General features: G+C 71.0%; 18 protein-coding genes. 11 read left to right on the forward strand and 7 right to left on the reverse strand.

Annotation, left to right across the window (positions count from 1 at the left end; genetic code table 11):
* Positions 1 to 120: 120 nt before the first annotated feature.
* Genes G6048_RS08665 through paaA form a run of 5 tightly spaced genes read right to left on the reverse strand, consistent with a single transcriptional unit; the run spans position 121 to position 3788 of the window.
* Positions 121 to 1194: a 2Fe-2S iron-sulfur cluster-binding protein gene (locus G6048_RS08665; protein WP_165338868.1), complete on the reverse strand. Its 1074-nt coding sequence runs from the start codon at positions 1192 to 1194 to the stop codon at positions 121 to 123.
* Positions 1194 to 1787: a 1,2-phenylacetyl-CoA epoxidase subunit PaaD gene (paaD, locus tag G6048_RS08670; protein ID WP_165338869.1), complete on the reverse strand. Its 594-nt coding sequence runs from the start codon at positions 1785 to 1787 to the stop codon at positions 1194 to 1196. The genes G6048_RS08665 and paaD overlap by 1 nt, the downstream gene beginning before the upstream one ends.
* Positions 1781 to 2500: a 1,2-phenylacetyl-CoA epoxidase subunit PaaC gene (gene paaC / locus G6048_RS08675; RefSeq protein ID WP_165338870.1), complete on the reverse strand. Its 720-nt coding sequence runs from the start codon at positions 2498 to 2500 to the stop codon at positions 1781 to 1783. Before paaC ends, paaD begins: the two co-directional genes overlap by 7 nt.
* Positions 2497 to 2784 carry a 1,2-phenylacetyl-CoA epoxidase subunit PaaB gene (gene paaB / locus G6048_RS08680; RefSeq protein WP_165338871.1) on the reverse strand — a complete coding sequence of 96 codons (288 nt, stop codon included), beginning with the start codon at positions 2782 to 2784 and terminating at the stop codon, positions 2497 to 2499. Before paaB ends, paaC begins: the two co-directional genes overlap by 4 nt.
* Positions 2781 to 3788, reverse strand: coding sequence for a 1,2-phenylacetyl-CoA epoxidase subunit PaaA (gene paaA / locus G6048_RS08685; RefSeq protein ID WP_165338872.1), 1008 nt, complete (start codon positions 3786 to 3788; stop codon positions 2781 to 2783). The genes paaB and paaA overlap by 4 nt, the downstream gene beginning before the upstream one ends.
* Before the next feature lie 269 nt (positions 3789 to 4057).
* On the opposite strand from paaA, the gene G6048_RS08690 reads away from it, so the two are divergent.
* The 3 genes from G6048_RS08690 to G6048_RS08700 are packed head-to-tail and all read left to right on the forward strand — an operon-like array spanning position 4058 to position 6986.
* Positions 4058 to 4924 (forward strand): DUF5819 family protein, encoded by an 867-nt coding sequence (locus G6048_RS08690; protein WP_165338918.1) that lies wholly within the window; start codon positions 4058 to 4060, stop codon positions 4922 to 4924.
* Positions 4921 to 6192 carry an HTTM domain-containing protein gene (locus G6048_RS08695; RefSeq protein ID WP_328825714.1) on the forward strand — a complete coding sequence of 424 codons (1272 nt, stop codon included), beginning with the start codon at positions 4921 to 4923 and terminating at the stop codon, positions 6190 to 6192. The genes G6048_RS08690 and G6048_RS08695 overlap by 4 nt, the downstream gene beginning before the upstream one ends.
* Complete coding sequence (locus G6048_RS08700) at positions 6189 to 6986, forward strand: TrmH family RNA methyltransferase (RefSeq protein WP_165338874.1); 798 nt, start codon at positions 6189 to 6191, stop codon at positions 6984 to 6986. Before G6048_RS08695 ends, G6048_RS08700 begins: the two co-directional genes overlap by 4 nt.
* 18 nt (positions 6987 to 7004) lie before the next feature.
* Here G6048_RS08700 and paaN read toward each other — a convergent pair whose 3' ends face one another.
* Positions 7005 to 8696, reverse strand: coding sequence for a phenylacetic acid degradation protein PaaN (gene paaN, locus G6048_RS08705; protein ID WP_165338875.1), 1692 nt, complete (start codon positions 8694 to 8696; stop codon positions 7005 to 7007).
* Positions 8697 to 8897: 201 nt separating this feature from the next.
* On the opposite strand from paaN, the gene G6048_RS08710 reads away from it, so the two are divergent.
* Both G6048_RS08710 and G6048_RS08715 read left to right on the forward strand, forming a co-directional pair.
* On the forward strand, positions 8898 to 10412 hold the full coding sequence (locus G6048_RS08710) for a 3-hydroxyacyl-CoA dehydrogenase (protein WP_165338876.1): 1515 nt from the start codon (positions 8898 to 8900) through the stop codon (positions 10410 to 10412).
* Positions 10409 to 10999, forward strand: coding sequence for a TetR/AcrR family transcriptional regulator (locus G6048_RS08715; protein ID WP_165338877.1), 591 nt, complete (start codon positions 10409 to 10411; stop codon positions 10997 to 10999). The genes G6048_RS08710 and G6048_RS08715 overlap by 4 nt, the downstream gene beginning before the upstream one ends.
* A gap of 46 nt (positions 11000 to 11045) precedes the next feature.
* On the opposite strand, the gene G6048_RS08720 is transcribed toward G6048_RS08715, so the two are convergent.
* Positions 11046 to 11531 (reverse strand): Lrp/AsnC family transcriptional regulator, encoded by a 486-nt coding sequence (locus tag G6048_RS08720; RefSeq protein ID WP_165338919.1) that lies wholly within the window; start codon positions 11529 to 11531, stop codon positions 11046 to 11048.
* Positions 11532 to 11719: 188 nt separating this feature from the next.
* On the opposite strand from G6048_RS08720, the gene pdhA reads away from it, so the two are divergent.
* The 6 genes from pdhA to G6048_RS08750 are packed head-to-tail and all read left to right on the forward strand — an operon-like array spanning position 11720 to position 18842.
* The gene (gene pdhA / locus G6048_RS08725) at positions 11720 to 12871 is read left to right on the forward strand and encodes a pyruvate dehydrogenase (acetyl-transferring) E1 component subunit alpha (RefSeq protein ID WP_165338878.1); all 1152 of its coding nucleotides are present in this window, start codon (positions 11720 to 11722) and stop codon (positions 12869 to 12871) included.
* Positions 12868 to 13872, forward strand: a complete 1005-nt coding sequence (locus tag G6048_RS08730; protein ID WP_165338879.1) for an alpha-ketoacid dehydrogenase subunit beta — start codon at positions 12868 to 12870, stop codon at positions 13870 to 13872. The genes pdhA and G6048_RS08730 overlap by 4 nt, the downstream gene beginning before the upstream one ends.
* Positions 13872 to 15404 (forward strand): dihydrolipoamide acetyltransferase family protein, encoded by a 1533-nt coding sequence (locus tag G6048_RS08735; RefSeq protein ID WP_165338880.1) that lies wholly within the window; start codon positions 13872 to 13874, stop codon positions 15402 to 15404. The genes G6048_RS08730 and G6048_RS08735 overlap by 1 nt, the downstream gene beginning before the upstream one ends.
* Before the next feature lie 25 nt (positions 15405 to 15429).
* The gene (locus tag G6048_RS08740; RefSeq protein ID WP_328825715.1) at positions 15430 to 16371 is read left to right on the forward strand and encodes an NTP transferase domain-containing protein; all 942 of its coding nucleotides are present in this window, start codon (positions 15430 to 15432) and stop codon (positions 16369 to 16371) included.
* On the forward strand, positions 16368 to 17651 hold the full coding sequence (locus tag G6048_RS08745) for a molybdopterin molybdotransferase MoeA (protein ID WP_165338882.1): 1284 nt from the start codon (positions 16368 to 16370) through the stop codon (positions 17649 to 17651). Before G6048_RS08740 ends, G6048_RS08745 begins: the two co-directional genes overlap by 4 nt.
* 39 nt (positions 17652 to 17690) lie before the next feature.
* Entirely contained in the window at positions 17691 to 18842 is a 1152-nt protein-coding gene (locus G6048_RS08750) for a potassium channel family protein (RefSeq protein ID WP_328825717.1), read from the forward strand.
* Positions 18843 to 18846: the final 4 nt, after the last annotated feature.

Raw genomic sequence — 18846 nt, forward strand, 5'->3', positions numbered from 1 at the left:
GGAGCGTCAAGGTAGAACAGGTTCTATGAAAAGGGAACGGTGCGGCAGCCGCGGGAGCCGTCGGCGAGTGAAGCTCAACATCCGCCGAACGTCACCCGGACGAAGCTCACCCGTCGAAGCTCACCGGTCGAAGTCCAACTCCACCTTTTCCGTGGCCGGATGGGACTGGCACGCCAGCACATACCCCGCTTCCGTCTCCTCCGGCTCCAGCGCGAAGTTGCGGTCCATCCGCACCTCGCCGGAGACCAGGAACGCCCGGCAGGTCCCGCACACCCCGCCCCGGCAGGCGTACGGCGCGTCGGGGCGGTTGCGCAGCACCGTCTCCAGGAGCGGTTCGCCGTCCCGCACCGGCCAGGTGCCCGCGCGCCCGTCGAGCCGCGCGGTCACCGTGCTGTGCGCGGGAGTCGGCACGGTGGCGGTCGGCGCGGCCCCGTCGTCCACATGGAAGATCTCCTCGTGGATGCGGCTCCGTGACACCCCGAGATCGCGCAACGCCCGCTCCGCCCCCTGCACCAGGCCGAACGGCCCGCACAGGAACCAGCCCGCCACCGCGTCGACCGGCAGCAGCGCCGGCAGCAGCCCCGTGAGCCGCTCCCGGTCGAGTCGCCCGGAGGGCAGACCGGCCTGCTGCTCCTCCCGGGAGAGCACCGTCACCAGCTGGAACCGCTCCGGAAAGCGGTCCTTCAGATCGGCGACCTCCTCGAGGAACATCGTCGAGGCGGACGTACGGTCGCTGCGTATGAGGCAGAACCGCGCCTCGGGCTCCCGGGCCAGCAGTGTCGCGACGATCGACAGCACGGGTGTGATGCCACTGCCGCCGACCATCGCCGCGTACAGCCCGGGCGCCGGTTCGAGTGTGAAACGGCCGGCCGGTGTCATCACCTCCAGCTCGTCGCCGACACCGATCTCCTTGAGGGCGTACGTCGAGAAGGACCCGCCCTCGACGAGCCGCACCCCTACCCGCAGCGTCCGCGGGCCGTCGCCCTCCGCGGAAGCGGGGTCGGGCGCCGGCGAGCAGATCGAGTACGTACGCCGTATCTCCGTGCCGTCGACCGTGTGCCGCAGTGCCAGGTGCTGGCCCGGTGCGTACCGGTACTCCTCGCGCAGCTCCGGCGGTACCGCGAAGGTCAGGGCGACGGAGTCGTCGGTGAGCCGGTCGACCGCGGCCACCGGGAGTGTGTGGAAGCGGGCCATCACAACTCCTTGAAGTGGTCGAACGGTTCACGGCAGGACAGACAGCGCCGCAGCGCCTTGCAGGCGGTGGACGAGAAGCGGCTGAGCAGTTCGGTGTCGGCGGAGCCGCAGTGCGGACAGCGCACGGGGTCCGCCTCCGGGCCCACAGCCGGTGGGGTTTCGGCTGCCCCGCCCGGAGTGTGCGCGGCCGTCCGCGTCGGGCCGAGCGATATCGGAACCGGTCCCGTCGCCCGCTGCGTGCGCGGCGGTGCTATCCCGAACTCCCGTAGCTTGCGGCGTCCTTCGTCCGAGATGTCGTCCGTCGTCCAGGCAGGGGAGAGCACGGTCTGGACGGTCACTTCCGGCACCCCGTGCTCGTGCAGCACCCTCTCGATATCCGCCGACATGGCCTCGATGGCCGGGCAGCCGGTGTAGGTGGGCGTCAGCTCGACCTCGACCGCACCGCCCCCACGGACGTGGACCGCGCGGAGCACGCCCAGCTCTTCCAGGGTGAGGACCGGCAGCTCGGGATCGGGCACGGAACCGGCGAGCTTGTGCAGCTCTTCCTCGAGGATCGTCTTCTGTCCTTCGAAGGGTGTCGTTCTGGTCACCATGACGCCCCCGGGTGGCTGCGGTGCAGATGCTGCATCTCGGCGAGCATCCGTCCGAAGGGTTCCGTATGCAGTCCCTGTCGCCCGGCGCCCGCGGTCCACGCCCCGGACCGCGGTCCCTCCGGAACGTCGAGGGTCGCCCGGCGCAGTACGGCGGAGACGGACTCGAGCCAACTGGTCTCCAGATCCTTCCAGTTGACGTCTACCCCCTCGACCGGATGGAACATCTCGGCGGTGTACCGCCACAGCGCCTCGCACGCTTCCCGCATCCGCCGATGGCTCTCGGCCGTGCCGTCGCCCAGTCGCAGCGTCCACTGCTCGGCGTGGTCCTGGTGGTAGGCGACCTCCTTGACGGCCTTGGCCGCGAGCGGGGCGAACTGGCCGTCCCCGGCGGCGAGTTCCGCGTACAGCAGTCGCTGGTAGGTAGAGAAGTACAGCTGGCGGGTGATCGTGTGGGCGAAGTCTCCGTTCGGCTGCTCGACGAGCTGGAGGTTGCGGAAGTCGCGCTCCTCGCGGAGGTACGCCAGCTCGTCCTCGTCGCCTGCCATCGACAGGAGGACCCGTGCCTGGCCGAGCAGGTCGAGGGCGATGTTGGCGAGGGCCACTTCCTCTTCGAGGACGGGCGCCTTGCCCGCCCACTCCCCCAGTCGGTGCGAGAGCACCAGGGCGTCGTCGCCGAGGGCGAGGGCGGCCGTGGAACCGGCGGTGACCGTCACAGGTGCTTCACCCCTTCCGGGATGTCGTAGAACGTCGGGTGGCGGTATGGCTTGTCGGCGGCCGGTTCGAAGAAGGGGTCCTTCTCGTCCGGTGAGGAGGCCGTGATCGCGGTGGAGGGGACGACCCAGATGGAGACGCCTTCGCCGCGCCGGGTGTACAGATCGCGGGCGTTGCGCAGCGCCAGCTCGGCGTCCGGCGCGTGCAGGCTGCCGGCGTGGGTGTGCGAGAGTCCGCGACGCGAGCGTACGAAGACCTCCCACAGGGGCCAGTCGTTGGTGGTCACCGCGCCTCCCCGTTGCTTGCGGCGCGTTTGCCGGCGTATGCCGCGGCCGCTTCCCGTACCCATGCGCCTTCTTCGTGTGCTTGCCTGCGCTGGGCTATCCGCTGTTCGTTGCACGGGCCGTTGCCCTTGAGGACCTCCCAGAACTCCGTCCAGTCGATCGCTCCGAAGTCGTGGTGCCCCCGCTCCTCGTTCCACTTCAACTCCGGGTCGGGGAGCGTGAGTCCGAGGGATTCGGCCTGGGGGACGCAGATGTCCACGAAGCGCTGACGCAGTTCGTCGTTCGAGTGCCGCTTGATCTTCCAGGCCATCGACTGCGCGGAATGCGCGGACTCGTCGTCGGGCGGGCCGAACATCATCAGCGAGGGCCACCACCAGCGATTCACCGCGTCCTGTGCCATCTCGTGCTGCTCCGGCGTGCCGCGGCTGAGGGCCAGCAGCAGCTCGTACCCCTGGCGCTGGTGGAAGGACTCCTCCTTGCAGATGCGGACCATCGCGCGCGCGTACGGACCGTATGAGCAGCGGCACAGGGGCACCTGGTTGGTGATCGCGGCGCCGTCCACCAGCCAGCCGATGGCGCCTACGTCCGCCCAGGTCAGTGTCGGGTAGTTGAAGATCGATGAGTACTTCTGGCGGCCGGTGTGCAGCTTGTCGAGCAGCTCGTCGCGGCTGGTGCCGAGCGTTTCCGCCGCGCTGTAGAGGTAGAGCCCGTGTCCGGCCTCGTCCTGGACCTTGGCCATCAGGATCGCCTTGCGGCGCAGGGAGGGTGCGCGCGTGATCCAGTTGGCCTCCGGCTGCATGCCGATGATCTCGGAGTGGGCGTGCTGCGCGATTTGCCGGACCAGCGTCGAGCGGTAGGCGTCGGGCATCCAGTCGCGCGGCTCGATGCGCTCGTCGGCGGCCACGGCGGCGTCGAAAACAGCCTCGTACGCCGCTGTCCGCGCGGCCTCGTCCGCCGTCCCGTCCGCCTGTGCGCGGGCGGTGCGGTGCTCGGCTGCTGTCGCCATGTGGTCCCCCTCGACCTTGATCAAGCTACCGACCGATCGTTCGGTTCGTCCGATTCAATGGTGGGACGAGGGCCGTAAGGTGTCAACCGCTGTGGATAACCCGCTGTGGACAACGTCACGGTGGTGGTCGCTGTGTTCGCCGGGGCTGTGCCGGGAGGGCGGGCTTAAGTACCGTGCCGGTGCGAACGTCGCGGCGCGGCATCCCGCGGGTGGTACGGCACCGGGCCGGCCTGCGACGGAATATGGCGGACATCGGGAAACGGGGCGGAATGGACGCGTACGACGAGGGCTCGAACCCCCGGCACGAGCCGCCGGACGAGCCCGAGCCCGCCGCCATCGACTCTCACCCGCCGGACGACCGCGCAGCGCCTGCCGGGCTCTCGCCGGACGAGCGCGCGGCAGGCGCCGCACCCCCGCCGAACCACCCAGCGCCCCCGCAGTACGACTCCGCGCACTCTCCCCCCAACGGCATAGCCGCCCTTTCCCTCCGCTACCAGATCGCCGTCGCCCTGGCCCTCGCCGTCGTCACGGTCGCCGCCTGTGTGCACCTCGGCATGATGTTTCTGCACGTCGCGCCCTCGAACACGGTCACCAAGCAGCATGGACAGGCGATCGACGAGTGGGTCTACCCCGAGTTCGAGCAGAACTGGAAGCTCTTCGCCCCCAACCCGCTGCAGCAGAACATCGCCGTCCAGGTCCGCGCCGAGGTGCGGGCCACTGACGGCGGCATCCGGACGACCCGCTGGTACGACCTATCCGCACTGGACGGCGCGGCCATCGACGGCAACCTGCTGCCCAGCCACACCGAGCAGAACGCCCTGCGCCGCGCCTGGGACTTCTACGTGGGCACGCACGACAACGAGAACCGTCCCGACGGCCTGCGCGGCGCCCTCTCCGAGCGCTATCTGCGCCGCCTTGTGGTGCTGCGCCTGGACCGTGAGCAGGCGGGCGGCCAGGGTGCGGTCGTCCAGCAGGTCAAGGTCCGCTCCCGTACGACCAATGTGCCGCCTCCTCAGTGGAGCACGGAGAAGGTGTCCGACAAGCCCGCCTTCCGCGAACTGCCCTGGTGGCCGGTGACCGAGGCCGACCGGGCGGCAGGCACGCGCGACACGAGGACAGAGGCGGGGGCCCAGTGAGCAGCGACGACCGCACCGGCACTCTCGAGAGCGCATCCCGCCTCGACCGGAAGCTCGCACGCGGCATCTCCCGGGTCACCGGTGCTGCGCTCGGCCCATATCAGACCGCCGTCATACGCATCGGCTTCGCCGCCACCTGGCTGGTGTTCCTACTGCGGGAGTTCCCGCACCGCCGGGACATGTACGGACCGGACGGGCCCTGGAGCTGGGACCTCGCCCAGCAGCTCATCGCGGACAATCGCGCGTTCACGGCCCTGATGTGGTCCGACAGCCTGATCTGGTTCGAGATCGTCTACGTACTGGCCGTGCTGTCGAGCGCCCTGCTGATGCTGGGCTGGCGGACCCGCGCCATGTCCGTGCTCTTCATGATCGGCGTGCTCTCGCTGCAGAACCGCAGCGTCTTCATGGGTGACGGCGGGGACAACGTCATCCACCTGATGGCGATCTACCTGGTGTTCACGCGCTGCGGCCAGGTGTGGTCCCTGGACGAGCGGCGGGAACGTCGCGGACGTGAGGCACGCGCGCGTGGAGAGCGTTCCGGCCCGGACAGGGTGGGCCCCGCCCTGTGGGGCGTGCTCGGATTCCTGCTGGCCGCGGCCACGCTCGCGGGGAAGGTCGACGGCGGCTTCCTGGGCGGCTGGCTGACGTTCTTCTGGGGGCTGTGGGCGGCGCAGGGCCTGTGGTGGCTGGTCTCACACCGGGCGCGGACCGCCGAGCCGCGGATCTTCCTGGACGTCCTCGCCAACCTCCTCCACAACGCCGCCCTGTTCATGATCATGGCCGAGGCGTGCCTGATCTACGCGACCGCCGGCTGGTACAAGATCCAGGGCTCACGCTGGCAAGACGGCACCGCCGTCTACTACCCGCTCCACCTCGACTACTTCTCGCCCTGGCCCGCCCTCGCCGAACTGCTGACCGCGAACGGCACGCTGGTGATGCTGGTGACGTACGGGACGGTCGTCGTGCAGGTCGCCTTCCCCTTCACGCTGTTCAACCGGCGGGTGAAGAACGTCCTGCTGGCAGCCATGATCACTGAGCACGCCGTGATCGCCGTGGTGCTCGGCCTGCCGTTCTTCTCGCTCGCCATGATCGCGGCGGACGCGGTCTTCCTGCCGTCGTCCTTCCTGCGCCGCCTCGGCAGATGGGCGGCACGCGCGCGCGTGCGGCTGTTTTCCCGTGGCAGCCGCCCTACGATCCCGGGGCCCCGCAAGGGTGATCAGCGCACCCCGGAGAAGGCCGAGCACCCGCACGTAGGCTTCACCGCATGACGGCCCTCCACGACCCCGTACGCGCCTGGCACCGGCTCGCCGACACCTCCGTACTGCTCGACGGCTTCCACGCCCTCAAGCACGCCGTACGCTTCCACGCCGAGGTCCCGGTGGCCGTCACCGCCGACCGGCGGGCCGCCCTCGCGCTGGCCGAGGAACTGGCCCCGGACGTACGGGACACGCTCGACGGGCTCCTGGCTCAGGTCCCGGAGGACGTCTTCAAAGCCCTCGTCCCCCGGCCGCACCCCACCGCGGTGGCCGCTTTGGCGGTACGTCCCTCCCGTGCGGCCAACCTGGAGACGCTGGCCCGAACCCCCTGGCCCGCCCCCGTCGTGGTGCTCGACAATCCGCGCAACCTGGGCAACGCCGGAGCCGTGATCCGTCTCGCCGCCGGCTTCGGGGCGACCGGTGTGGTCACGACCGGAACCCTCGATCCCTGGCATCCCACGGTCGTACGCGGCGGGGCGGGGCTGCACTTCGCGACGGCCGTGGAGCGGCTCGCCGTGCACGAACTGCCTCCGGGCCCGGTGTTCGCCCTCGACCCGGAGGGCGAGGACATCCGTGGCCTCAAGCTCCCGGACGACGCCCTGCTCGCCTTCGGCTCCGAACGCAGCGGACTGTCGCCGGAACTGCGCGCCCGCGCCGACCACTTGGTGTCCCTGCCGATGCGCCCCCAGGTCTCCAGTTACAACCTCGCCACCAGTGTGGCCATGACCCTGTTCCACTGGAGCGCGGCTGGGGGCGCGGCCGGAAGCGTGCCCGTGCCGGGCGGTCCTGACGTCCGCCCGGCCTGACCCTCCGAAGGTGCAGGCTCACGCCTCCCGGCGCACCTCCACCACCCGGAAGCGGTTCGCCACGAACGCCCCGTCGCACAGCGCCGCGTTCGCCGCCGGGTTGCCGCCCGAGCCGTGGAAGTCCGAGAAGGCCGCCGTCTGGTTGACGTACACCCCGCCGGTCAGGTTCAGCGAGAGCTGGGCGCACTCCTCCAGGCAGGCCTCCTGGACGGCCTGCTCGACCTCCTGGGAAGTCGTGTACGCGCCGACCGTCATGGCGCCCTTGTCCCTGATCGTCCGCCGCAGCAGCTCCACGCCCTCCTCGGCCGAGTCGACCGCGACCGCGAAGGAGACCGGCCCGAAGCACTCGCTCATGTAGGCCGCCTCGGCATCGGGCTTGGCGCCGTCCAGCTTCACGATCACGGGCGTACGGACGACCGCGTCCGGGAAGTCCGGGTTGCGGATCTCCCGTGAGGCCAGGGCGACTTCGCCGAGGCCCGACGCGGCCTCCAGGCGGGCCTTCACGTCCGGGTTCACGATCGCACCGAGCAGGGCGTTCGCGCGGGCGTCGTCCCCTAGGAGTCCGCCGACCGACTTGGCGAGATCGGCGACCACCTCGTCGTACGACTTGGGGCCCTCCTCCGTACGGATGCCATCGCGGGGGATCAGCAGGTTCTGCGGGGTCGTGCACATCTGGCCGCTGTAGAGGGACAAGGAGAAGGCGAGGTTCGACAGCATCCCCTTGTAGTTGTCGGTCGACTCCACGATCACCGTGTTGACGCCGGCCTTCTCCGTGTAGACCTCCGCCTGCCGGGCGTTGGCCTCCAGCCAGTCGCCGAACGCCGTCGAGCCCGTGTAGTCGATGATCCGGATCTCGGGGCGGGTGGCCAGGTTCTTGGCGATGCCTTCGCCGGGGCGCTCGGCGGCCAGCGCCACCAGGTTCGGGTCGAAGCCCGCCCCGGCGAGCACCTCGCGTGCCACCTGGACGGTGAGGGCGAGCGGCAGCACCGCGCGCGGATGGGGCTTGACCAGGACCGGGTTGCCCGTGGCCAGGGAGGCGAACAGGCCCGGATAGCCGTTCCACGTAGGGAAGGTATTGCAGCCGATCAGCAGGGCGATACCGCGCGGCACCGGCATGAACTGTTTGTTCAGCGCCAGGGGCTCACGCTTGCCCTGAGGCTTCGTCCACTCCGCGGTGTCCGGAGTTCGGACCTGCTCCACATACGCGTACGCCACCGCCTCCAGGCCGCGGTCCTGGGCATGCGGGCCGCCCGCCTGGAACGCCATCATGAAGGCCTGGCCACTGGTGTGCATGACCGCGTGCGCGAACTCATGCGTCCGGTCGCTGATCCGCTTGAGGATCTCCAGGCACACCACCGCGCGCATCTCAGCGCCCGCGTCGCGCCACGCGCGCTGCCCGGCCTTCATGGCGGGCAGCAGGACGTCGATGTCCGCGTGCGGATACGTGACCCCCAACTCGATGCCGTACGGGGAGACTTCGCCGCCCACCCAGTCGTCGGTGCCGGGCTGGCCCAGGTCGAGGCGGGTGCCCAGGAGGGCATCGAAGGCGGCCTTGCCCTCCGCCAGGCTCAGGCTGCCGTCCTCGCCGTACGCCTTGGGGTGCTCGGGGTGCGGGGACCAGTACGCGCGCGTGCGGATCGTTTCCAGCGCCTGATCGAGGGTGGGCCGGTGCTGGGCGATCAGCTGGTGCGCGGTGAGTTCGGCGGCCATCAGGGACCAACTCCTCGTCTCTAGAGCTCTTCATTGAGCTCGCGACCTGGGCGGAAATATTGAGAGGCGTGACGCGAAGCGTCTCGTTCAGGGTGGTGGTGGGCGACGGGTGGGCAGTCAGAGTTAGAGTAACCGAACGATCGGTCGGGACAAGAGGGTCCGCCGAAGCTGTGGAAAACCCCGTGCGGGAGGATCGCGAGCATGACAGCACTCGACCTCGCCGCGCCGGTGGCCGTCGTCGGCACGGGCACCATGGGCCAGGGCATCGCCCAGGTCGCACTGGTCGCGGGCCATCCCGTGCGGCTGTACGACGCCGCCCCCGGCCGGGCCCGGGCCGCGGCCGAGGCCATCGGCGCCCGCCTCGACCGGCTGGTCGAGAAGGACCGGCTGACCGGCGCCGACCGGGACGCCGCGCGCACTCGCCTCAGCCCCGCCGAAACCCTGGCCGAGCTGGCCGACTCGCATCTCGTCGTCGAGGCCGTCCTGGAACGGCTCGACGTCAAGCAGCAGCTGCTGCGCGAGCTTGAGGAGATCGTCACGGAGAACTGCCTGCTCGCCACCAACACCTCCTCCCTGTCGGTGACCGCCATCGGTGGCGCCCTGCGCAACCCCGGCCGCTTCGTCGGCCTGCACTTCTTCAACCCCGCGCCGCTGCTGCCGCTCGTGGAGGTCGTCTCCGGGTTCGCGACGGACGTCACGTCGGCCACATGCGCGTACGAGACGGCACGCGCCTGGGGGAAGACCTCGGTCGCCTGCGCCGACACCCCCGGCTTCATCGTCAACCGCATCGCGCGGCCTTTCTACGCCGAGGCCTTCGCGGTCTACGAGGCCCAGGCCGCCGACCCCGCCACGATCGACGCCGTCCTGCGCGAATCCGGTGGCTTCAAGATGGGCGCCTTCGAGCTGACCGACCTCATCGGGCAGGACGTCAACGAGTCGGTCACCCGCTCCGTGTGGGAGGCCTTCTTCCAGGACGTGCGGTTCACGCCCTCGCTCGCCCAGCGGCGGCTCGTCGAGTCGGGCCGGCACGGCCGCAAGACGGGACGCGGCTGGTACGCGTACGGGGACGACGCGGAGCGGCCCGAGCCGCACACCGCGGAGAAGGCCCAGCCGCCCGCGTACGTCGTCGCCGAGGGAGGCCTGGGCCCCGCGGCCGAACTGCTCCCGCTGATCCGCGAGGCGGGCATTCAGGTCCGCGAGGACGAGGAGGACCACGGCACCCGCCTGGTGCTGCCCAGCGGCGGACAACTGGCCCTCGCGGACGGACAGACCTCCGTCGAGTTCCGAGACGTCGTCTACTTCGATTTGGCGCTCGACTACCGCAAGGCGACCCGGATCGCCCTGTCCGCCTCGCAGGACACCCAGCCGGGGACTCTCGCCGAGGCCACCGGGCTCTTCCAGGCGCTCGGCAAGGACGTCAGCGTCATCGGGGACGTACCCGGGTCGATCGTCGCCCGCACCGTGGCCCGCATCATCGACCTGGCGCACGACGCGGTCACCAAGGGGGTGGCCACCGAGGAGGACATCGACACGGCGATGCGCCTGGGCGTCAACTACCCGCTGGGGCCCTTCGAATGGAGCCGCAAGCTCGGCAAGAGCTGGGCCTACGACGTCCTGGAGGAGCTGCATCTGCGCGACCCCTCCGGACGGTACGCGCCGTCCCTCGCGCTCTACCGCCATGCGTACGCCTCCGAGAAGCGGGAGGGCACCCCATGACCACCGCCAAGCGCGACACGTACACACCGGAGACGCTGCTCTCCGTTGCCGTGCGGGTTTTCAACGACCGCGGCTACGACGGCACGTCCATGGAGCACCTCTCCAAGGCGGCCGGCATCTCCAAGTCGTCGATATACCACCATGTCGCGGGCAAGGAGGAGCTGCTGCGGCGGGCCGTGAGCCGGGCGCTGGACGGCCTCTTCGGGATCCTCGACGAGGAGCACGCGCGCGTGGGGCGTGCCGTGCGGCGACTGGAGTACGTCACCCGGCGCATGGTCGAGGTGCTCACCGCCGAACTGCCGTACGTGACGCTCCTGCTGCGGGTACGCGGCAACACCGGCACCGAGCGCTGGGCCCTGGAACGGCGCCGGGAGTTCGACCACCGGGTGGCCGAACTCATGAAGGAAGCGGCGGCCGACGGCGACGTGCGCGCGGACGTCGAGTTCGGGCTCGCCACCAGGCTGGTCTTCGGGATGATCAACTCGCTCGTCGAGTGGTACCGGCCCGACGGCCGGGGCGTGGGTGAGCGCGAAGTCGCCGACGCGGTCGTTCGGTTGGTCTTCGAAGGGCTCCGCAAGGAGGAGTGAGGGCGGGGCCGCACGGCCCGAAGAAGCCGGGCCGCGGGCGGGAAGTTCAGCCCTCCGGCTCCACGTCCTCCTCCTCGAAGACGAGCAGCGTCCGGGTGCTGAGGACCTCCGGGATGGACTGGAGGCGAGTCAGCACCAGGTCGCGCAGATTCCTGTTGTCCGGTGTGTGCACCAGGAGCAGTACGTCGAAGTCCCCGCTGACCAGGGCGATATGGGCCACCTCGGGGAGCGCGCGCAGTTGTTCGCGCACCGTGCGCCAGGAGTTCTGCACGATCTTCAGGGTGATGTAAGCGGCGGCTCCCTTCCCGGCCCGCTCATGGTTGATGCGGGCGCCGAAGCCGAGGATCACGCCGTCCTCGATGAGCCGGTTGATGCGCGCGTACGCGTTGGCCCGGGACACATGGACGCGCTCGGCGACGGACCGTATGGAGGCGCGGCCGTCCGAGCGCAGCATCTGGAGGATGTCCTGATCGATGGCGTCCAGCGGACGCGGAGGGGTGTCGGCGCGGCCGTCCTCCGGTCCCTCGGCCATTTGTTCAGGTGCCATGTCCCCCCGCCTCCATACCATGGACGTACTGCATCCATCCCAGGCTGTGGAGAACCGTTTGTCCACAGCCTGAAGCTGCCTGTAGCCAAAATGTGCCGACGACCGAACAATCGGTAGGTGAGGCGCATCACAGCCGGTGTGCCGTCGAACCGCTCCCACGAGGAGGTGCCGTCATGACGGTCATGGAGCAGCGGGGCGCCTATCGGCCCACCCCGCCGCCTGCCTGGCAGCCCCGCACCGACCCCGCCCCACTGTTGCCGGACGAGGTTCCGTACCGCGTCCTCGGCACGGACGCGGCGGCCGAGGCCGACCCGGAGCTGCTGCGTCGTCTGTACGGGGAGCTGGTGCGCGGCCGTCGCTACAACACGCAGGCCACCGCCCTCACCAAGCAGGGCAGGCTGGCGGTCTACCCCTCCTCCACCGGCCAGGAGGCCTGCCAGGTCGCTGCCGCGCTCGTCCTCGAAGAGCGCGACTGGCTCTTCCCCAGCTACCGCGACACGCTCGCCGCCGTCGCCCGCGGACTCGACCCCGTCCAGGCCCTGGGCCTCCTGCGGGGCGACTGGCACAGCGGATACGACCCCCGCGAGCGCCGTATCGCGCCCCTGTGCACCCCTCTCGCAACCCAACTCCCGCACGCCGTGGGCCTCGCACACGCCGCACGTCTTCAGGGCGACGACGTGGTCGCGCTCGCCCTGGTCGGTGACGGCGGCACCAGTGAGGGCGATTTCCACGAGGCGCTGAACTTCGCCGCCGTCTGGCAGGCCCCGGTCGTCTTCCTCGTCCAGAACAACGGCTTCGCGATCTCCGTCCCGCTCGCCAAGCAGACCGCCGCGCCGTCCCTCGCCCACAAGGCGGTCGGCTACGGCATGCCGGGCCGCCTGGTCGACGGAAACGACGCGGTCGCGGTGCACCAGGTCCTCGGCGAAGCCGTGGCCCACGCGCGCGCGGGAGGCGGACCGACGCTCGTGGAGGCGGTGACGTACCGCATGGAAGCCCACACGAACGCCGACGACGACAAGCGCTACCGCGCCGACTCGGAGGTCGAGGCCTGGCGCGCACACGACCCGATCGCCCTCCTGGAGCACGCGTTGACCGAGCGCGGACTCCTCGACGAGGCCGGCATCCAGGCCGCGCGCGAGGACGCCGAGGCGATGGCCGCGGATCTGCGCGAGCGCATGAACCAGGACCCGGCGCTCGACCCGATGGACCTCTTCGGGCACGTCTACGACCGGCCCACGACCCAACTCCTGGAGCAGGAGGCACAGTTGCGGGCCGAACTGGCCGCCGAGGAGCGGCATCACGAGTCGGAGGGAGCGCCGCGATGACCACGGTCGCCGTGAAACCGGCCACCATGGCGCAGGCCCTCGGCCGCGCCCTGCGCGACGCGATGGCCGCCGATCCGGCCGTCCACGTCATGGGTGAGGACGTCGGCACCCTCGGCGGTGTCTTCCGGGTCACCGACGGGCTCACCAAGGAGTTCGGCGAGGACCGCTGTACGGACACGCCGCTGGCCGAGGCGGGCATCCTGGGGACGGCGGTCGGCATGGCCATGTACGGGCTGCGGCCGGTCGTGGAGATGCAGTTCGACGCCTTCGCGTACCCCGCCTTCGAGCAGTTGATCTCGCATGTGTCGCGGATGCGCAACCGCACCCGCGGGGCGATGTCGCTGCCGCTCACGATCCGTGTCCCCTACGGGGGAGGCATCGGCGGCGTCGAGCACCACAGCGACTCCTCCGAGGCGTATTACATGGCGACTCCGGGGCTCCATGTCGTCACGCCCGCGACGGTCGCCGACGCGTACGGGCTACTGCGTGCCGCCATCGCCTCCGACGACCCCGTCGTCTTCCTCGAACCCAAGCGCCTGTACTGGTCGAAGGACTCCTGGAACCCCGAGGAGCCAACGGCCGTTGAACCGATAGGCCGCGCGGTGGTGCGGCGCTCGGGCCGGAGCGCCACGCTGATCACGTACGGGCCGTCCCTGCCTGTCTGCCTGGAGGCGGCCGAGGCGGCGCGGGCCGAAGGCTGGAACCTCGAAGTCGTCGATCTGCGCTCCCTGGTGCCGTTCGACGACGAGACGGTCACCGCGTCCGTACGGCGCACGGGGCGGGCCGTCGTGGTGCACGAGTCCGGGACCTTCGGCGGACCGGGAGGGGAGATCGCCGCGCGGGTCACCGAGCGGTGCTTCCACTACCTGGAGGCGCCGGTACTGCGGGTGGCCGGGTTCGACATCCCGTACCCGCCGCCGATGCTGGAGCGGCACCATCTGCCCGGCGTCGACCGCATCCTGGACGCGGTCGCGCGGCTGCAGTGGGAGGCGGAGAACTGATGCCCCAGGTCCTCGAATTCAAGCTGCCCGACCTCGGCGAAGGGCTCACCGAGGCGGAGATCGTCCGCTGGCTCGTCCAGGTCGGCGATGTCGTGGCTGTCGACCAGCCGGTCGTCGAGGTCGAGACGGCCAAGGCGATGGTCGAGGTGCCGTGCCCGTACGGCGGCGTGGTCACGTCCCGCTTCGGCGAGGAGGGCATGGAACTGCCCGTCGGAGCACCGCTGTTGACGGTGGCGGTCGGAGCGTCCGCCTCCGGTGACGCGGACGAGGGATCCGGCAATGTACTCGTGGGGTACGGCACGGGAACGCCGCCCGCGCGGCGCGGACGGGTGCGGCCGAGCGCCCCGGCGTCTGCCGGGCGGCGGCCGCCGGGCCGACCCACGGAGGGGCCTGGCAGCGCCGACGGGGCGTCGGCCGGTCGCGGTGCGGAGACGGCGTCCGCAGACCGGGGTACGGACAGCGGTGCCATGGGAGCGGCGGCGCACGAGGCCGCCGCCCGCCGTCTCGCGCAGGACGTGGCTTCCACCGAGGGCCGACCGGGCGACGGGAGCGGACGCCGTGCTGATGGTCCGGTGCCGGTGATCTCCCCGCTCGTGCGGCGGCTGGCCAGGGAATACGGTCTGGATCTGCGGGAGTTGGCCGGATCCGGACCCGACGGACTGATTCTGCGGGCAGACGTGGAGCACGCGGCGCGCGGCGCTAGTGCACGCGGCCGGGGGACGGAGACCGGGGGTGTGTCGTACGCGCCGACAGGGCCGGAGCCCTCAGTCGCCCCCCACGCGCACGTGCCTGCCGCGCCCGCCGGTGAGGCACCCGCGCACGCGGCAAGCGTTCCCGCAGCCTCCGGCACCCGCATCCCCCTGCGAGGCATACGCGGTGTCGTCGCCGACAAGCTCGCCCGGAGCCGTCGCGAGATCCCCGACGCGACCTGCTGGGTGGATGCCGACGCGACGGAACTCCTGAACGCGCGCGTGGCAATGAACGCGGCCGGCGGACCGAAGATCTCTCTCCTCGCGCTGCTCGCCCGCATCTGCACCGCAGCCCTCGCCCGTCATCCCGAGCTCAACTCCAGGGTCGACATGGACGCTCGGGAGGTCGTACAGCTCGACGAAGTGCACCTCGGGTTCGCGGCGCAGACCGAGCGGGGGCTCGTCGTGCCGGTGGTGAAGGACGCGCACACGCGGGACGCCCAGTCGCTGAGCGCGGAGTTCGGGCGCCTCACCGAGGCGGCGCGGACCGGGACGCTCACGCCCGGGGAACTCACCGGCGGGACCTTCACCTTGAACAACTACGGCGTGTTCGGCGTCGACGGCTCCACGCCGATCATCAACCACCCCGAGGCGGCCATGCTCGGCGTCGGCCGGATCGCCCCCAAGCCCTGGGTGCACCAGGGCGAGCTGGCGGTGCGGCAGGTCGTCCAGCTCTCGCTCACCTTCGACCACCGGGTGTGCGACGGCGGCACGGCGGGCGGTTTCCTGCGGTATGTCGCGGACTGCGTGGAGCAGCCGGCGGTGCTCCTGCGTTCCCTGTGATCGCGGTGGCACGCATACTCGTGGGGTGACCGCGTACCAGCCCTCCGGCGATGCCGGCACCCCCGGCGACTTCGGCGTCGAAGTACACGACGCCGTCGTGCTCGCCGGGGGTGCCGCCCGGCGGCTCGGCGGCGCCGACAAGCCCGGTGTGCGCGTGGGCGGTCGGCCGCTGCTCGACCGGGTCCTGGCCGCCTGTTCCTCCGCCGCCACCACCGTGGTGGTGGCCGAACGCAGGGCCACCGCGCGTCCGGTGCTGTGGGCGCGCGAGGACCCGCCCGGCGCGGGTCCGCTGGCCGCTCTCGACACCGGGCTGCGGCGCACCTCGGCCCCGTATGTCCTGGTGCTCTCCGCCGATCTGCCGTTCCTCGACGAGGAGACGGTACGACGGCTGCTGGCGGCCCTTCGGTCGACCGACACGGAAGGTGTGCTGCTCACCGACCCCGATGGCCGCGACCAGCCGCTCGTGGCCGCGTACCGGAGTGCGGCGCTGCGCCGTGAGCTGGCGGCGCTCGGCGTCGAGCACGGTGGTCTGGCCGGGCTGCCGCTGCGGCTGCTCACCGGTGCGCTCGATCTGACCCGTATCACCGACCCCGTCGCGTCCTTCGACTGCGACACCTGGGACGACATCGCTGCCGCCCGGGCACGTATCAGGGAGCATGGGCACGTGTTGGATGAATGGATTTCCGCCGTCAAAGAAGAGCTGGGCATCGACCTCGAGGTCGACACCGGCGCCCTGCTCGATCTCGCCCGCGATGCCGCACACAATGTGGCCCGGCCCGCGGCCCCGCTGACGACGTTCCTCGTCGGATACGCGGCGGCGCAGACCAAGGGAGGCCCGGAGGCAGTGGCCGAGGCTACCCGCAAGGCGACAGCGCTCGCGCTGCGCTGGGCGGAGGAGGACGCCAGGGCGGCCCCGTCCGAGCCCGGGTCCGCCACCGCCACCGAGGCCCGCCCGGACGCCGGATGACCGCACACGGGCAGTACGAGGACGTCGACCTCGACGTGGAGGAGGCCCTCGCCTTGGTCAAGGACAGGGATGCCCACCGGCCCGGCGAGGCCACCCCCTGGCCACAAGCACGCGCCACCGCAGCGCGAGCCCTCCGTGCCCCGGCCGCCCCAGTCTCCGTCCCGCTCGACGCCGCGCTGGGTCTCGTCCTCGCCGCCCCTCTCACTGCCCTCACCGACCTCCCGTCGTTCGACACCTCCGCGATGGACGGCTGGGCGGTCGCCGGACCCGGCCCGTGGCACGTACGGCCCGAAGGGGTGCTCGCCGGGCACGCCGAGCCGGCGCCGCTCACCGACGGCGAGGCGGTCCGGATCGCAACCGGCGCACGCATCCCGCAGGACGCCACCGCTGTCCTGCGCAGCGAACACGGCCGCACCGACGACAAGGACCGGCTGCACGCGACCCGGGACGTCGTGCACGGCCAGGACATCCGGCCGCGCGGCCAGGAATGCCGCTCCGGTGACGCCCTCCTGCCTCCCGGGACGCTGGTCACCCCGCCCGTGCTCGGGCTGGCGGCCGCCGCCGGATACGACACCGTCTCCGCCGTCCCGCGCCCACGCGCCGAAGTCCTCGTCCTGGGCGACGAGTTGCTCACGGAGGGCCTGCCCCACGAAGGACTCATCCGTGACGCGCTCGGCCCCATGCTGCCGCCCTGGCTGCGCGCACTCGGCGCGGACGTCATCGCGGTGCGCAGGCTCGGTGACGACGCCGAGGCCCTGCACAAGGCGCTGCAGCACTCCGAAGCCGACCTCATCGTCACCACCGGCGGCACCGCCGCGGGCCCGGTCGACCACGTCCACCCCACCCTGCGCCGCATCGGCGCCCAGCTCCTCGTGAACGGCGTCAAGGTGCGCCCCGGCCACCCCATGCTGCTGGCCCGTACCAGGGAGAACCAGCACCTCGTCGGTCTGCCCGGCAACCCCCTCGCCGCCGTCTCCGGCCTGCTCACCCTCGCCGAACCCCTGCTGCGTACGCTCGCGGGACGCCCGGCCCCGGAGCCGTACACGCTGCCCCTGCGGGACGAGGCGCACGGGCATCCGTACGACACCCGGCTGATCCCCGTCGTGTTGCGCGAGGAGCGGGCCGTGCCGCTGCACTACAACGGCCCGGCCATGCTGCGCGGCATCGCCGTGGCCGACGCGCTCGCGGTCGTTCCGCCCGGCGGTGGCCGTCCCGGCCAGGAGCTGGAGATCCTCGAACTGCCGTGGGCGACGGCCGACATGGCGGCAGGTCTCGTATGAACCGGCTCGGGGTGACTCTCATATGAACCGGATCGGGGAGTGTTTCACGTGAAACTTCCGGGCCATGACGCGATCGCCCGCCAGGCCGACGAACGTCTCGTGACCCAGCGGGTGAGGCTTCCCCGCCGAACCGTGGAACACCCGTTTCGCCAGGTCGCCAAGCGCGTCGTCATCGCGCTGCTGATCCTGGTCGCGACCGGCTTCCTCGTCTACCTCGACCGCGACGGCTACAACGACAACTCCGACGGCGGCGTCGACCTGCTCGACGCCTTCTACTACGCGACGGTCACCCTCTCGACCACCGGGTACGGCGATATCACCCCGGTCAGCGACGCCGCTCGGCTCACCAACATCTTTGTGATCACGCCGCTGCGCGTGCTCTTCCTGATCATCCTGGTCGGCACCACTCTCGAGGTCCTCACCGAGCGCACCCGGGAGGAATGGCGACTGAACCGCTGGAGGACGGCCTTGCGAGACCACACCGTTGTCATCGGCTTCGGGACGAAGGGGCGGTCGGCGATCCAGACCGTGTGTGCGACGGGGCTGAAGAAGGAGCAGGTCGTGGTCGTCGACCCCAGTACGAAGGTGGTCGACGCGGCGACGGCCGACGGGTACGCCGGTGTGGTCGGCGATGCCACGCGCAGCGATGTCCTGCTCCGGGCCGAGGTGCAGAAGGCGCGGCAGATCATCATCGCGACCCAGCGCGACGACACAGCCGTACTCGTGGCGCTGACGGCCCGGCAGCTCAACCGCGGGGCGAAGATCGTGGCCGCGGTCCGCGAGGAGGAGAACGCGCCGCTGCTGCGCCAGTCCGGCGCCGATGTCGTCATCACCAGCGCGAGCGCGGCCGGCCGGCTGCTCGGGCTCTCGGTGCTCAGCCCCAGCGCGGGCATGGTCCTGGAGGACCTCATCCAGCAGGGCAGCGGGCTCGACATCGTCGAACGGCCCGTTGTGAAGGCCGAGGCGGGGCGCGGGCCGCGGGACGTGGACGACCTGGTGGTCAGTGTCGTACGAGGGCATCGTGTGCTCGGATACGACGATCCGGCCCTCGGGAAGCTCCAGTTGACGGACCGTCTGATCACCATCGTGCGGAAGTCGCCGCATACGCAGGTCGCGCCCGATACCAAGCGCCTGCCCGGGATCGAGCCACCGGCAGGAGGGGTCATCGGCCGGCCGAAACCCCGGGAGTAGCCTC

It is taken from the genome of Streptomyces ureilyticus (assembly GCF_011045025.1).
Taxonomy (GTDB): Bacteria; Actinomycetota; Actinomycetes; order Streptomycetales; family Streptomycetaceae; genus Streptomyces; species Streptomyces ureilyticus.

Bases quoted from the DNA above. Each gene is read 5' to 3' on its own strand.
- G6048_RS08665 (WP_165338868.1), bottom strand. From the start codon at position 1,194: ATGGCCCGCTTCCACACACTCCCGGTGGCCGCGGTCGACCGGCTCACC.
- paaD (WP_165338869.1), bottom strand. From the start codon at position 1,787: ATGGTGACCAGAACGACACCCTTCGAAGGACAGAAGACGATCCTCGAG.
- paaA (WP_165338872.1), bottom strand. From the start codon at position 3,788: ATGGCGACAGCAGCCGAGCACCGCACCGCCCGCGCACAGGCGGACGGG.
- G6048_RS08690 (WP_165338918.1), top strand. From the start codon at position 4,058: ATGGACGCGTACGACGAGGGCTCGAACCCCCGGCACGAGCCGCCGGAC.
- G6048_RS08700 (WP_165338874.1), top strand. From the start codon at position 6,189: ATGACGGCCCTCCACGACCCCGTACGCGCCTGGCACCGGCTCGCCGAC.
- paaN (WP_165338875.1), bottom strand. From the start codon at position 8,696: ATGGCCGCCGAACTCACCGCGCACCAGCTGATCGCCCAGCACCGGCCC.
- G6048_RS08710 (WP_165338876.1), top strand. From the start codon at position 8,898: ATGACAGCACTCGACCTCGCCGCGCCGGTGGCCGTCGTCGGCACGGGC.
- G6048_RS08715 (WP_165338877.1), top strand. From the start codon at position 10,409: ATGACCACCGCCAAGCGCGACACGTACACACCGGAGACGCTGCTCTCC.
- G6048_RS08720 (WP_165338919.1), bottom strand. From the start codon at position 11,531: ATGGCCGAGGGACCGGAGGACGGCCGCGCCGACACCCCTCCGCGTCCG.
- pdhA (WP_165338878.1), top strand. From the start codon at position 11,720: ATGACGGTCATGGAGCAGCGGGGCGCCTATCGGCCCACCCCGCCGCCT.
- G6048_RS08730 (WP_165338879.1), top strand. From the start codon at position 12,868: ATGACCACGGTCGCCGTGAAACCGGCCACCATGGCGCAGGCCCTCGGC.
- G6048_RS08735 (WP_165338880.1), top strand. From the start codon at position 13,872: ATGCCCCAGGTCCTCGAATTCAAGCTGCCCGACCTCGGCGAAGGGCTC.
- G6048_RS08745 (WP_165338882.1), top strand. From the start codon at position 16,368: ATGACCGCACACGGGCAGTACGAGGACGTCGACCTCGACGTGGAGGAG.